Origin of the sequence: Thermoflexus sp. (assembly GCF_034432235.1) — a bacterium.
In the GTDB taxonomy this organism is placed as follows: Bacteria; Chloroflexota; Anaerolineae; order Thermoflexales; family Thermoflexaceae; genus Thermoflexus.
The window spans coordinates 1-13,270 of the sequence record NZ_DAOUCJ010000052.1 but is presented as its reverse complement, the minus strand read 5'-3'; the positions used below and the strand labels follow the sequence as shown (position 1 = coordinate 13,270).

At 66.3% G+C, this 13,270-nt stretch carries 11 protein-coding genes and 2 pseudogenes; 9 read left to right on the top strand and 4 right to left on the bottom strand.

Annotated features, from left to right (window positions below; translation table 11 throughout):
• Window positions 1-18: 18 nt before the first annotated feature.
• Window positions 19-585, bottom strand: coding sequence for a sigma-70 family RNA polymerase sigma factor (locus VAE54_RS06310; RefSeq protein ID WP_322801098.1), 567 nt, complete (start codon window positions 583-585; stop codon window positions 19-21).
• A gap of 255 nt (window positions 586-840) precedes the next feature.
• On the opposite strand from VAE54_RS06310, the pseudogene VAE54_RS14580 reads away from it, so the two are divergent.
• Together VAE54_RS14580 and VAE54_RS06305 are read left to right on the top strand one after the other, a co-directional pair.
• A pseudogene (locus tag VAE54_RS14580) lies at window positions 841-1,239 on the top strand (V4R domain-containing protein); the annotation flags it as partial.
• A gap of 161 nt (window positions 1,240-1,400) precedes the next feature.
• Complete coding sequence (locus VAE54_RS06305; protein ID WP_322801097.1) at window positions 1,401-2,258, top strand: GNAT family N-acetyltransferase; 858 nt, start codon at window positions 1,401-1,403, stop codon at window positions 2,256-2,258.
• A 61-nt stretch (window positions 2,259-2,319) separates the two neighbouring features.
• On the opposite strand, the gene VAE54_RS06300 is transcribed toward VAE54_RS06305, so the two are convergent.
• The 3 genes from VAE54_RS06300 to rlmN are packed head-to-tail and all read right to left on the bottom strand — an operon-like array spanning window position 2,320 to window position 5,021.
• Window positions 2,320-3,207: an ROK family protein gene (locus VAE54_RS06300; RefSeq protein WP_322801096.1), complete on the bottom strand. Its 888-nt coding sequence runs from the start codon at window positions 3,205-3,207 to the stop codon at window positions 2,320-2,322.
• A gap of 60 nt (window positions 3,208-3,267) precedes the next feature.
• Entirely contained in the window at window positions 3,268-3,945 is a 678-nt protein-coding gene (rpe, locus tag VAE54_RS06295; protein ID WP_322801095.1) for a ribulose-phosphate 3-epimerase, read from the bottom strand.
• Window positions 3,942-5,021 (bottom strand): 23S rRNA (adenine(2503)-C(2))-methyltransferase RlmN, encoded by a 1,080-nt coding sequence (gene rlmN / locus VAE54_RS06290; protein WP_322801094.1) that lies wholly within the window; start codon window positions 5,019-5,021, stop codon window positions 3,942-3,944. Before rlmN ends, rpe begins: the two co-directional genes overlap by 4 nt.
• 596 nt (window positions 5,022-5,617) lie before the next feature.
• Between rlmN and VAE54_RS06285 the strand changes: the two genes are divergently transcribed.
• The 7 genes and pseudogenes from VAE54_RS06285 to VAE54_RS06255 form a co-directional block, all read left to right on the top strand.
• Window positions 5,618-6,847 carry a pyridoxal phosphate-dependent aminotransferase family protein gene (locus VAE54_RS06285; protein ID WP_322801093.1) on the top strand — a complete coding sequence of 410 codons (1,230 nt, stop codon included), beginning with the start codon at window positions 5,618-5,620 and terminating at the stop codon, window positions 6,845-6,847.
• A 117-nt stretch (window positions 6,848-6,964) separates the two neighbouring features.
• Window positions 6,965-7,192 carry a zinc ribbon domain-containing protein gene (locus VAE54_RS06280; RefSeq protein WP_322801092.1) on the top strand — a complete coding sequence of 76 codons (228 nt, stop codon included), beginning with the start codon at window positions 6,965-6,967 and terminating at the stop codon, window positions 7,190-7,192.
• A gap of 65 nt (window positions 7,193-7,257) precedes the next feature.
• The gene (locus tag VAE54_RS06275) at window positions 7,258-7,977 is read left to right on the top strand and encodes a hypothetical protein (RefSeq protein ID WP_322801091.1); all 720 of its coding nucleotides are present in this window, start codon (window positions 7,258-7,260) and stop codon (window positions 7,975-7,977) included.
• Window positions 7,978-8,161: 184 nt separating this feature from the next.
• Complete coding sequence (locus VAE54_RS06270; protein ID WP_322801090.1) at window positions 8,162-9,430, top strand: exonuclease SbcCD subunit D; 1,269 nt, start codon at window positions 8,162-8,164, stop codon at window positions 9,428-9,430.
• A 47-nt stretch (window positions 9,431-9,477) separates the two neighbouring features.
• Complete coding sequence (locus VAE54_RS06265; protein WP_322801089.1) at window positions 9,478-12,027, top strand: SMC family ATPase; 2,550 nt, start codon at window positions 9,478-9,480, stop codon at window positions 12,025-12,027.
• Between the two features lie 14 nt (window positions 12,028-12,041).
• Window positions 12,042-12,968, top strand: a complete 927-nt coding sequence (locus VAE54_RS06260) for a DUF1385 domain-containing protein (protein ID WP_322801088.1) — start codon at window positions 12,042-12,044, stop codon at window positions 12,966-12,968.
• A 55-nt stretch (window positions 12,969-13,023) separates the two neighbouring features.
• Window positions 13,024-13,270, top strand: a pseudogene (locus VAE54_RS06255) (hypothetical protein); the annotation flags it as partial.

Below are 13,270 nucleotides of genomic sequence, written 5' to 3'. Positions count from 1 at the left end.
GCGTGATCTTGCGATGGCCTAACGTTCCCGGGTCAGCTCCTTTCGGAGCGCTTCCAGCGTGCGATGATACAGCACCCGGATCGCCCCTTCGGTTCGCCCCATGATCCGGGCGATTTCCGCGTTGGAAAGCCCCTCCACGAACTTCAGGATCAGCAACTGCTGCCGGTCCGGCGGCAGGCGTCGGATGGCCTTCAGCAGCTGTTCCCGTTCCTCCTGGCGTTCCAGGGCGGCTTCCACCCGTTCGGCGCTCCGCTCGTGTCCGTTCTCCGAGAGGGGGAAAACGGGATGGCGCTGGCGATCCCGATGCCAGTTGGCCACCAGGTTATGGGCGATGCGAAACAACCATGCCGCGAAGGGGAGGCCTCTTTCCCGGAACCGGGGCAGATGCTGCAGCGCCTGCAGGAAGACCCGGCTGGTCAGATCCTCCGCTTCCTCGGGATCGCCGGTCCGATAAAAGATGTAGTTGTAAATCGAGCGGACGTAGCGAAGATACAGCTCTCCGAAGGCCTCGGGATCCCGCCGGGCCCGCTCCACCAGCCTTCGCTCGTCTTCCAGGGATCCTGCCGGAGAACGTCGAGCGCTCATCCATAAAAACACCGTTTTTGATGATTGGGAACAGGGCATGCACGGTCCGGCTCCGTTTGGGAAGGCCGGGGGTCCTTCCCCCAGAACCAGCGGGGAACATCCTCCTCTACGCCGCTGGCCTCCCGGGGAAGGCTTTTGAAGCCGCCCTGGCCCCGCAAAGGCTCCACCGGACGCCAAGCAACCACCGGTTGCATGACTCCGGTAACCTAAGTATACCAGGGAGCGGGAGGAGGAGGTGGCGCATCCGGTATCCTCGTGGGCGGCCGGGAGGTTGAGACCATCCGGCGGGAATCCGTGCGGATCGATCGGGCCGGGCTGGGCGTCGGAGGAGTTCTGTATCAGGCCGGACGACAGGCCGGGCTCCGGGGCGCTCGGCTCCTTCAGCGCTCAGGGCTTCAAGGGGAGGATCTGCTGGAGGCCGCCCGGATCGCCTTCGAAGCCGCGAACCGGGGGCGGGCCCGATGGCGGCGGGAAGCGCCCGCCCTTGTGATCGAGGTGGAGGGATCGGTCCTTGCGGAGGGCCTGAGGCCGCAAAAGAAGCCGATCTGCCACCCCCTCGCTGGCCACGTCGCGGGATTCCTGGAGGTCGCTTTTCAGCGCCCGGTGCGGGTTCGCGAACGGATCTGTTCGGCGATGGAGGGCTCGACCTGCGAATTCGTGGCCGAGATCGAGCAATCGAAGCAGAGCGCCGGGAGCGCTACGCCCGGCCCTCAGGCCTCCGGGTGGAGAACGATCCGCCCGGGCATGGAGAGGGCGCCTTTGGCGAGCGGTCGGATCCACAGGAACTGGGTCTCGCACAAGCGTGGAGGTGATCCTTGCGGGCGCTGGCTCGCCCGGCCACCCGGGCGGATCGAACCGCCATCCTCCAGCTCATTCGAGGACATCGACGGACGCAGCTGGCCCTGGATTGGTGGTCCCTGGAAGAGTGGCTGGAGGCGCCCACCGCGTGGGTGGTGGAGCGGATGGGGCAGATCGTCGCCTTCTGGCTGGGGGTTCAGGTCGATAGCCCCGTGGCGTGGCTGCGAGGCGTTGCGGTGGCCGATGGGGAGGACCCCGTGGCGCTGTTCCGGCAGCTCTGGCCACATTTCGCGCGCGCGCTGGCCCGTCAGGGTGCCGAACAGGTGGTCGGGATGGCCTACGGGGAATGGCTGGAGTCTGTCTATCAGGCGGTGGGCTTTGCCCGTCGGACGGTGGTGATCACCCTTCGGAAGGATGACTGGCGGATCCCGGAGATCCCGGCGATCCCAGCTCACATCCGGCGGGCGGCTCTGACGGACATCCCGCGGATTGCGGAAGTGGACCGGCGGGCCTTCGAGCCGATGTGGTGGTATGGTCCGACGATCCTGACCCGGGCGTGGCGTCAGGTGCCCCATTTCATCGTGGCGGAGGAAGAGGGCGAGATCATCGGGTATGCGTTCACGGATCTCTATGGCATGCATGGGCACATCGTTCGTCTGGCGGTTCACCCGGCGCACCAGGGGCGGGCCATCGGGGCGCGGTTGCTGGCCGAGAGCCTGCGCTATCTGATCGATCTGGGGGCGTATCCGATCACGCTGAACACCCAGATCGAGAATCGGATCTCCCAGGCCCTCTATCGGCGCTTCGGCTTTCGCCCCACTGGCCAGGAGATCTCGATCTGGGGTTGCCGGCTGACAGGGCCCGAGGGATTGTAAGGACCGGAGCCTGGCTGGGGGGAGGGCCATGGCCTCGTGAAAGCGTCACCGAGGGGAGAAATCAGGGCTCCCCCTCGCTCATGGCGAGGGCGAGCGCTCCGAGCAACCCCGCGCGCTCGCCCAGCGCCGGAGGCACGATGTAATCCCCGAGGTCTCCCTGCAACGCCGGGATCGGGAGATAGCGATTTAACAGCTCCCTGACCCGTTGCCGGATCCGGGGGAACAGGCTCCGGTTCTCCATCACGCCACCCCCCAGGATGATCCGCTCCGGGGCCAGGACGCAGAGGATGTTGTGCAGGCCCAGGGCCAGATACTCCGCCTCCAGATCCCACGCGGGATCATCCCAGGGCAGGGATTCCGGAGGTCGCCCCCATCGGGCCTCCAGCGCCGGCCCGGAGGCCAGCCCCTCCAGACAATCCCCATGGAACGGACAGACCCCGGGGAAGGGATCCCGCCCCCAGTCGTGCGGGATGCGGATATGCCCCATTTCCGGGTGGAGCGCGCCATGCAGCAGCTGCCCCTCGACCACTGCGCCGCCTCCGATGCCCGTCCCCACGGTCAGATACACGAAGGTTTTCAGGCCCCGGGCCGCGCCCCATCGCCCTTCTCCGACAGCGGCGGCGTTCACATCCGTTTCCAGGTAGACGGGGACACGCAGGGCTTCCTGAAGGGGCTTTAAGAGATTCACCCCGGACCATCCCGGCTTGGGGGTGGCGGGGATGGTGCCGAAGGTGGGGGAACGGGGGTTCAGATCGAGGGGGCCGAAAGCGCCAACCCCGATCGCCCGAAGCTCATGCCCGAAAGCCTGGAAGAAGGCCACCACGCGCCCCATCGTCTCTTCCGGCGTCGTGGTCGGGATGCGGGTCACCGCTCGCAGATCCTCCGGCCCCGTTCCGACAGCGCAGAGGAATTTCGTGCCGCCCGCTTCGATCGCGCCATAAAGCCCCATGGTCCTCTCCCGGCCGAGGGGATCCGGGTTCTGGAGAGAGGCCTTCCGCCCGGAACCGGGTCATCCAGCGTGGACGCGCTGGGTCGCTTCTCGAAGGCGCCGGAGGGCTTCCGCGGGCCCTTCCGGAGCGTCGAAGATCGAGGCCCCGGCGACCAGCACCGTGGCGCCTGCTTCCACCAGGGCCGGGGCGTTCTCCGGCCCCACCCCGCCGTCCACCTCCAGTTCGATGGGTCGGCCGAGGGCGTCGATCATCCTCCGGGCCCGGCGCACCTTTTCCAGCATGCGCTCGATGAAAGCCTGACCGCCAAATCCGGGGTTGACGGTCATGATCAGCACCTGGTCAACATCGGGCAGGATCTCCTCGAGCGCGCTCAGGGGCGTGGCCGGGTTCAGCGCCACGCCGGCCCGCAGGCCCAGCCCTCGAATCCCCTGGATCACCCGGTGCAGGTGAGGGCAGGCCTCGACGTGCACAATCAGGCGATCGGCCCCTGCGCGGGCGAACGCCTCGAGGTAACGCTCCGGCGCTTCGATCATCAAATGCACATCCAGGGGAAGCCGGGTGACGCGGCGCAGCGCCGCGACGATCGGCATCCCGAACGTCAGGTTCGGGACGAAGTGACCGTCCATCACGTCCACGTGGATCCAGTCTGCCCCCGCCTCGACCACTTCCGCCACCGCCCGGGCCAGGCAGGCCAAATCGGCCGAGAGGATCGAAGGCGCGATCCGGACCTCCTTCATGCGGGCACCTCCCGGAGAAGGGGGCCAGCGATCTGCGGACGGCGCCCGCGGATCTCCGCCCGCAGCTGGCCGCAGCCCGCCGCCACATCGATTCCCCGTCGCACGCGGACGGTGCAGGGGATCCCCGCCTTTTCCAGGACGCGTCGGAAAGCCTCCACGCGCTCCGGCGGGGAGGCTTCCCCCGGGAACCCCGGGGTGGGATTCAGAGGGATCAGGTTCACATGCGCCAGCATCCCCCGGATCCATTCCACCAGCGCCTCAGCCTGTTCCGGCGTGTCGTTGACCCCGCGGATCATCACCCACTCGAACGTGACCCGTCGGCGGGTTCGCTCGATGTAATCGCGGACCGCCTCCATCAATGCGCGAAGGGGATAAACACGGTTGATGGGAACCAGTCGATTGCGCAGCTCATCGGTGGCGGCGTGCAGGGAGATGGCCAGGTTGATCTGCCATCCTTCCCGCGCAAACCGCCGGATGCCCGGGACGATCCCCACTGTGGAAACGGTGATCCGGCGCTGGCCTAGATGAAGGCCGTCCGGATGGATCAGCAGGCGCAGCGCTTTCGCAGTGCTGGCGTAGTTGGCGAAAGGCTCGCCCATCCCCATGAACACGACATGGGTCAATCGCTCGCCGTGAGCGGCCAGCCAGCGGGCGATCCAGAGGACCTGCTCCACGATCTCGCCGGGGGTGAGGTTGCGCAACAGGCCCATCTGCCCGGTGGCGCAGAAGGGGCAACCCATCGCGCAACCGGCCTGGGTCGAGACACAGGCGGTGCGCCGGTCCGTGTATTCCATCAGGACCGCCTCCACCTCGGTTCCATCCGGCAGCGCGAAGAGCCACTTCCGGGTCCACCCATCTTGGGAGACCCGTTCGGCCAGCGGGCGCAGGGTCTGGAGCGTGAAGGTCTCCGTGAGCCGGGCGCGCAGGGCTTTGGGCAGGTCGGTCATCGCCTCAAAGGTGGCGGCGCCACGCCGGTAGACCCAGCCCCAGATCTGGCGGGCCCGGTAAGGGGGCTCCCCCCAGCTCGTTACGAGCTCCGTGAGCTCCTCCAGGGATAGATCCAGCAATCCGCGCATCCGGCCTCATCCCCAACCGGAAGTCCGGGGAGCAGCCATCCGGGCGCAACGCTGCGGCGTCTTTCCTCCGCGCGTGCTCCCCATCGTTTACCTCATCATCCTAACCGAGAGGCGGAGAGGGAGGCAAATCCTGGCCTGCGACCCGCAACGGATATCGCGGGGCAACTGCTCGCAGTTGCCCCACGCCGCGCCGAGCCCCCGCGAGGGGGCCTGCACAATGCCGGCGAACCGCCTGCGCTACGCCAAAAACGGCATCATCCCTCGTGAAGTGCGTAAGCCAGGCTTTTTTCGCCGCTGAAGCGGCCCCGGTGAGCGGCTCCAATCGGGCGACGGGCTCTTGCGTCCCTCCCCGGCGGTGAACCGGATGAGGACGCGTTCCGAAACAGGCCGCGGGGATTGACTTCAAGAGCGCTCTCCCTACAATGAAAGGGTGTAAAACCCGCGCGGGATGGGAGACCCGCCCTACATGGATATGCCCCGGGTTCCCTGTGAGCCGCGGGGAGTGGGGAAAGCGTATCCTGCCTCTTCCGAATGCCCGATCAACGTTCATCCCGATGGTGGGCGCCATGAACCGGAGAACCCGGATGGAGGGAGCGATGGATATCTTTGGGAAGTGCTATAGGTTCACCACGGCCAAAGAGGCGATGGCGGCCGGCTTCTACCCATATTTTATCCCCCTGGATGACACCGAGGGGACCGAGGTGATCTACCAGGGGCGCCGCATCCTGATGTTCGGATCCAACAACTACCTCGGATTGACCACCCACCCGAAGGTCAAAGAGGCGGCCATCGACGCGTTGAGGCGGTATGGAACCTCATGCACTGGCTCTCGCTTCCTGAACGGAACGCTGCGTCTGCATCGGGAGCTCGAGGAGCGCCTGGCGGCCTTCGTCGGAAAGGAGGCGGCGCTGGTGTTCTCCACCGGCTACCAGACCAACCTGGGGACGATCTCCGCGTTAGTCGGGCGGGGGGATTACGTGATCCTGGACAAGGAGGATCACGCCAGCATTGTGGACGGCGCCCGGATGTCCATGGGGATCACCAAACGGTTCTCCCACAATGACATCGCCGCCCTGGAGCGACAGCTGGCCGCCCTGCCCCCGGAGGCTGGCAAACTGGTGGTGGTGGATGGCGTCTATTCGATGGGCGGCGATATTGCCCCCCTGCCGCAGCTGGTGGAGGTCTGCCGCAAGCATGGGGCGCGGCTGATGGTCGACGATGCCCATTCCCTGGGAGTGCTTGGCCCCAACGGGCGGGGGACAGCGGCCCATTTCGGGCTCACGGAGCAGGTGGATCTCATTATGGGCACTTTCAGCAAATCCTTCGCCTCCATCGGCGGCTTCATCGCCGGGGATGAGCCAGTGATCCATTACATCCAGCATCACGCCCGCTCCCTGATTTTCAGTGCCAGCCTGCCTGCCCCCAATGTGGCCGCCGTGCTGGCGGCACTTGAGATCATGCTGGAGGAGCCGGAGCGGATCCGGCGGGTGAACGAGATCGGCGCCAAAATGCGCTATGAGCTCCGGCGCCTGGGCTTCGATATCGGGCCCAGTCAGACCCCCATCGTCCCGATCATCATCGGCGATGATATCCGGACCGCCCTGGCCTGGAAGGCCCTATTCGAGGAGGGCGTCTACGTGAACTGCGTGGTGGGGCCTGCGGTCCCCCCCGGGAAACAGCTCCTGCGCACCTCCTATATGGCCACCCACACCGATGAGCAGCTGGAGCGCGGCCTGGAGATCTTTGAGCGGGTCGGCCGGGCGCTGGGGCTCATCAACCCCTCGACGGCTCACGTGGAAGAGCCCGCCCCATCCCCGCGCGCCTGAGCGCTGAACCGATCAGGGGTGTGGGGGGAAGGACGGGCAGTTTCGTTCCAGGTTCGGGTTAAAATGGTGGCCGGGTTCCAAGTGGAATCGGACAAACGGATTCGGGAGGCGTTCGGCATGCCGATTTATGAATATCTCTGTCGGGATTGCGGCGCGAAGTTTGAGCTCCTGCGCGGGATCGCCCAGGCGGATGATCCGGCCCCCTGCACGGAGTGTGGCAGCCCCCGGACGGGCCGTCTGATTTCTCTTTTCGCGGCCATCAGCGATGGGAAGATGGTGGTCGGCTCCACCGGGTGCGCGGCCTGTTCCTCGCATCACTGTGCCACCTGCGGGCTCCACGGATAAAGGGGAAGGACCCGATGTCAGAGAAGCCCGATCCGATCGCGATCCGGAGCAGGAAGAGCGCTGGAATGCGGTGTCTAGGCACCGCACTCCAGAAGGCGGCACGATGGGGGATCGGGCTGATGCTCATCGGCCTCCTGGGGTTGTGGGGGCTCGATCGGGCCCGGGCCCAGGGTGATTTCCAGGCCCAGGTGATTTCGCCCCCGCGCAATCAGCCTCTCTGGGGCACCGTGGATATCGTGGGGATCGCGACCCATCCGAGTTTCGCCAAATACGATGTGGCCATCCTGGACGCCCATGACTTCACCAAAGAGTGGCGCTGGCTGGTGCAGGGTCGCCCGGTCCGCGCGGATGCGCCCACGGTGCTGGCCACGTGGGATACCCGGCTTTTCCCGGATGGGGAGTATGTAATCCTGATTCGCGTATGGGATCAAGGAGGGGGCCATCGGGATTTCCTCTTCCCGGGATATCGGGTCGCGAACGCCCAGCCCACTCCGACTCCGACCGCTGCCATCGCTCCAACCATTGAACCGGAACCGACCGGCACGCTGGTTCTGACCCCGACGATTCGGGTTGAGCTTCCTCCCACGGCGACCCCGGGCCCAACCCCTACGCCCGTTCCGGGGACTGGATCGGCCCCTACGAGGAACCGCCTCGGTTTCGAGGCGATCCTGGGATCCTTCCTGGCGGGAGTCCGATGGACGTTTATTCTGTTTGGGATCTGGGGAAGCCTCCTGGTCCTCCGTTGGAGCTGGCGTCGGTGGCGTCATCGAGGAGGACGGATCTGAAAGTGGCCTTCTGGAATGCGGTGCCTAGGCACCGCACTCCACACCGCACCGCCGGGTGTTCCCTTTCATGAAGAAGGCGGGAGGGGGCGTCCCATCTTTCCAGCTTGAGCCCAACCGCATCATTCCTCGCGTGGTCTTCAAAGCGGAACACGCCCTGTATTCGCTCCGTCAGAGGTAGCCCGTTATGGCCGGAGAACCGATCCGGGTGCTTCACTTCGCGGATCTGCACATCGGCATGGAGGCCTATGGTCAGATCGATCCTCAGACCGGCCTGAACCGGCGGGTGGTCGATTTCCTGCAGGCCTTCGATCGCGTGGTGGAGCATGCGATCGAGGGGGAGGCTGACCTGGTGCTCTTCTGCGGCGATGCCTTCAAAAACCGGGATCCCTCCCCGACCTATTTGAGAGAGTTCGCGGCCCGCCTCCGCCGCCTGCTGGAGGCCGGGATCCCGGTGTTTCTGCTGGTGGGCAACCATGACCTGCCGGGGATGGAGAAGCGGGCCACCCCTCTGGACATCTTCGGGGAGTTCCGGCCCCTGTTGCGGGAAGGGGAGCGCCTGATGGTCGGGCGCCGGGAGGCGGTGCATCGGATCCGGACCCGTCGGGGCCTCCTCCAGCTGATCGCCATGCCGTTCCCGGTGCGGGCGCGGCTCCTGAAGGATGAGGCGTGGCGGAACCTTCCCGCGGAGGAACTGGATTACAAACTCCGCGAAGCCCTCCACCTTCTCCTGCAACGCATGCTGGAGACCGAGATCGATCCCGCTTTGCCGACGATGGTGGCGGGACATTTCTCCGTCGAAGGGGCTGTCTATGGATCCGAACGCCAGGTGATGATCGGCCACGATGTGGTCTTGCCCCCATCGATGTTTCAGCACCCGGCCATCGACTACGTGGCCCTGGGCCACATCCATAAGCACCAGGCGGTGGGCAGCGGTTCCCCTCCCATCGTATATAGCGGGAGCGTGGAGCGGGTGGATTTCACGGAGGAGGGGGAGCCGAAAGGGTTCTGCTGGGTCGAGGTGCGGCGAGGGGAGACGCAATGGCGTTTCGTGGAGCTCCCAGCCCGTCGGTTCATCACGCTGTCGATCGATCTCCGGAGCGCCTCCGATCCCGAGATGGCGGCCATCGCCCAGATCCGTCGTGACGCTCCCTCCCTTCGGGAGGCTGTGGTGCGGGTGCGCCTGCACATCCGCCCGGAGCAGGTGGAAAGACTGCGGGAGATCAGGTTGCGGGAGGAGCTGGAGAAGGCGGGCGCGTTCTACGTCTCCGCCATCCAGATGGAAAGGGAGGAATCCCGCCGCACTCGTATCGCTCTGGGCGAGGTCGAGCGGCTCACCCCGCTGGAGCTGCTGGAGCGCTACCTGGAGTCCCGGGATCCGCCGCCGGATCCGGAGCGGCGCGCTCGCTTGCTCCGCGCAGCGGAACAGCTGATGAAAAGAGAAACCGAGGCGTGATCTGGGGCGATGGGGATCCCGTTCCTGGATCCGTATGGGAGGGCGTCATGGAGCTGGTGCGGCTGGAGCTGAAGAATTTCCTGAGCTACCGCGAGGGGGAACTGGATTTCACCGGCCTGCATATGGCGGCCCTGGTGGGGCCGAACGGCGCGGGCAAGAGCAGCCTGCTGGACGCCATCACCTGGGCGCTGTGGGGCAGAACATCCCGCCTGGATCGGGATCAGGATCACCTGGTCCACCGGGGGGAGAAGGAGGCCCGGGTGAGCCTGACGTTCCGGCTGGGGGAGGCCGTCTATCGGGTCACCCGGGTCCGACGACGGGGGAAGGGGAACATCGTGCTGGACTTCCAGATGCTGGCGCCTCGTCATCGCGTCCTCTCCGGCGCCGGGGTCCGTGAAACCCAGGAGGAGATCAACCGGGTCCTGCAGATCGATTTCGATACGTTTGTCAACTCGGCTTTCATCCGCCAGGGACGCGCCGACGAGTTCACCACCAAGACGCCGGCGGAGCGCAAGGAGGTCCTGGCCGAGATCCTGCGGCTGGATCAATGGGCAGAGCTGGAGGAGAAGGCGAAGGAGAAGATCCGTCAGATCGATCTCCAGCTGGAAGGCCTGAAATGGCGCATCGAGGAACATGAACAGGAGCTTCAGCGACGACCGGAGTATGAAGCGGCCCTCCAGCAGGCCGTAACGGAGCATCTGGCCCGGCAGGAGGAGCGGGAGGCTGCGGAGCGGGAATGGGAGGCGTTGCGACGGGATGAGGAGCGGGCGCGGGCTATACGAGAGCGGCTCCGGGAGCTGGAGGGGCAGCGGGGGGAAATCGAGGGCCATCTGGCCCGCCTGAAGGAGCAGATTGCTCGGCTTCAGGAATCCCTGGGCCGATGGCGGGAGCTGACCAGCCGCCGGGAGGCGATCAGCGCTGCGTGGGAGGAGCTGCAGCGCGCGCGGGAGGCCCTCGCGCGCATGGAGGAGGCCTCCCGGGAGGCCCATGCGCTCCGGGAACGCCGCATGGAGCTGGAGAAACGGATCGCGGTGGCCCGGGAGCGGCTGGAGGGAGAGCGACGGCAGCTGCAGGCGGAGATCGAGGCCATCGCCGCCCGGGCCGCGCGCCGATCGGAGCTGGAGGCAGAAGCCGCGAACATCCGAAGGCGGCTCGAGGAGCGGCCCGCGCTGGAGGAGGAGATCCGCGCCCTGAAAGAACAGCAGCAGGCCTTGCAGACCGAGCGGGGGGAGCGTCAGAACGAAAACCGACGGCTCTATCAGGAAATGAAAGATCTCGAGGCCCGGATCCAGGCGATCGCGCAGATCGGCGCCGAATGCCCCACCTGTCGGCGTCCGCTTCCGGAAGAGGAGCGAAGGCGCCTTCAGCAGGAATGGGAGCAGGAGGGCCGTCGTCGGGGCGATCGCTATCGGGAGAACCAGGCGCGCCTTCAGGCGATCGATCAGGAGCAGGGCCAGCTGGAGGCCCGGCTCAAGGAGCGCGAGCGCGTCCTAAAGGAGCTCTCCGGGCTGGAGCTCCGCATGGAGCAGATCGAAGCGGAGCTCCAGGAGATCCGGGGAGAGCTGGAGCGCCTGGAGGAAAAGCGACAGGCCCTCCGGGAGATCGAGCAGCGGCTCCAGGAGGACCGGGTGGCTCCGGAGGAGCAGGCGGCCCTCCATGAAATCGAGGCCGCCCTGGCTGCCCTGGGCTACGACATCGAGACCCATGATGCGCTTCGTCGTCGGGTCCGTGAGCTGGAGGAAGCCGGGCAGGAGTGGCCTCGCCTTCAGGAAGCGGAGCAGCGGATCCCTCAGGAAGAAGAGGCTCTCCATCGCCTGGAGGAGATCTACCGGGTGGAGCTCGAGCGCCAGGATCGCCTGCACGAAGAGTGGGGGCGCCTGGAGGAGGAACGGAAGTCCCTGGAGGAGCGGTTGAAGATCATGCCGGAGGCGCAGCGGCGGGTGGAGGCGGCGCGCCGGGCCGAGCGCGAAGCCCGGGATCGGGTGATCGCGGCGAAGCAGCGGCTGGAGAACTGTGAGCGCCTGGAGGAGGAGCTGGTTCAGCTGCGGAAAGAAAAAGTCCAGCTGGAGGAAGAGAAAGGTCTTTACCGGGATCTGCAGGTTGCCTTCGGCCGGAACGGGATCCCGGCGATGATCATCGAAACCATCCTCCCGGAGATCGAGGAGGAGGCCAACCGGATCCTCCAGCGGTTAACGGATGGGCGGCTCACCGTTCGATTCCGTTCCCAGCGGGAAACGAAGAGCGGCGCGGTCCAGGAGACCCTGGACATCCTGATCTCGGATGAGGGGGAGGAGCGCCCCTATGAGAATTTCTCCGGCGGGGAGAAGTTCCGCGTCGATTTCGCCATCCGCCTGGCCCTCTCCCGGGTGCTCGCCCGGCGCTCCGGGACCCCGCTGCGGCTGCTGGTGGTGGATGAAGGATTCGGCTCCCAGGATCAGGCCGGCCGGGAACGGCTGATCGAGGCGCTGAACGCGGTGAAGGATGAATTCTCCACGGTTCTGGTCATCTCCCATCTGGAGGAGTTCCAGGACGCCTTCCCGGTTCGGATCGAGGTTCGTAAAACCACAAACGGATCCCAGCTCCGGGTGGTGATGTGAGGATCGCAAACGCTATGGGAAACCGCGAGCCGATCTCTCATGCGGCCCTCCGATACGGTGGGCAGGCGGTTCTGGAAGGGGTGATGATCCGCGGGCCGGCTGGCATAGCGGTCGCGGTGCGGGCTCCCGATGGACGGATCGTTCTCCGCTCCATGTCCCTTCCGCCCCGGCGGAAATGGCAGCGCTGGCCCTTCATCCGGGGGATGTTCATCCTGTGGGAGACCCTGCGCTGGGGCATGGAGGCCCTCTGGTTCTCCGCCACCGTCGTGGCGGGGGAGAACGAGGCCCGGGAAGTCCGCGAAAGCCCCGTCGCCATGCTCACGATCGCCGCTTCCCTCGCCCTGGCGCTGGGGATCTTCCTGTTGCTGCCCGCGCTTCTCGCGGAAGGGATCGAGCGGATGCTCAGGCTCTCCGCGTGGATCCGGACCGGGCTGGAGGGGCTCTTCCGTCTGGGGCTGGTTCTCGGCTACCTGGTTGCGGTGGGGCGTCATCCGGAGATCCGACGGGTGTTTGCCTATCACGGGGCGGAGCACAAGGCGGTGCATGCGCTGGAAGCAGGGGTCCCCTTGACGATCGAGGGGGCGCGCCCCTTCCCGACCGCCCATCCCCGCTGCGGGACGGCCTTCCTGCTCACCGTGATCCTGGTCGCGGCGATCCTCTTCGCCTTCCTGCCGGCCTCTACGCTGATCGAGCGCCTGGCCCTCCGGCTGGCCCTGCTTCCGGTCCTGGCCGCCCTCTCCTATGAGGCGCTGTGGCTCAGCGCGCGATATCAGCACGTGGGGCTGGTGGCGGCGCTTTCAGCCCCGAACCTCTGGCTGCAGCGGCTGACCACCCGCGAGCCGGATGACTCCATGCTGGAGGTGGCCCTGGCCGCGCTGGAGGCCGCCCGATCCCTGGAATCCTCCCCCCAGTCCTCCCGCCATGCGCGCCCTTTCTCCTGATCGCCGGAACCGATCGACATGGAGGAACCTCGTCTGCGCGCCGCCTCCCCATGCGATGGCCCTTCTCCTGACGGCGCTCTTCCTCGCGCTTACCCCGGGCACCCTCCCAGGCACCATCGATGGGGAGATGGTTTACTGGGAGACGGTTGCCCTGGCGGAGCATGGCCACCCTGCCGTTCGGCCGATGCCCTCCCCGCATCTCCCTGCGCTCATGGAGCGGGGTTTTCTCCAAATCGGTGAGGACGGATCCTGGTTCGTCCGTTATTCTCTGGGACAGCCTCTCGCTGCCCTTCCCTTTTATT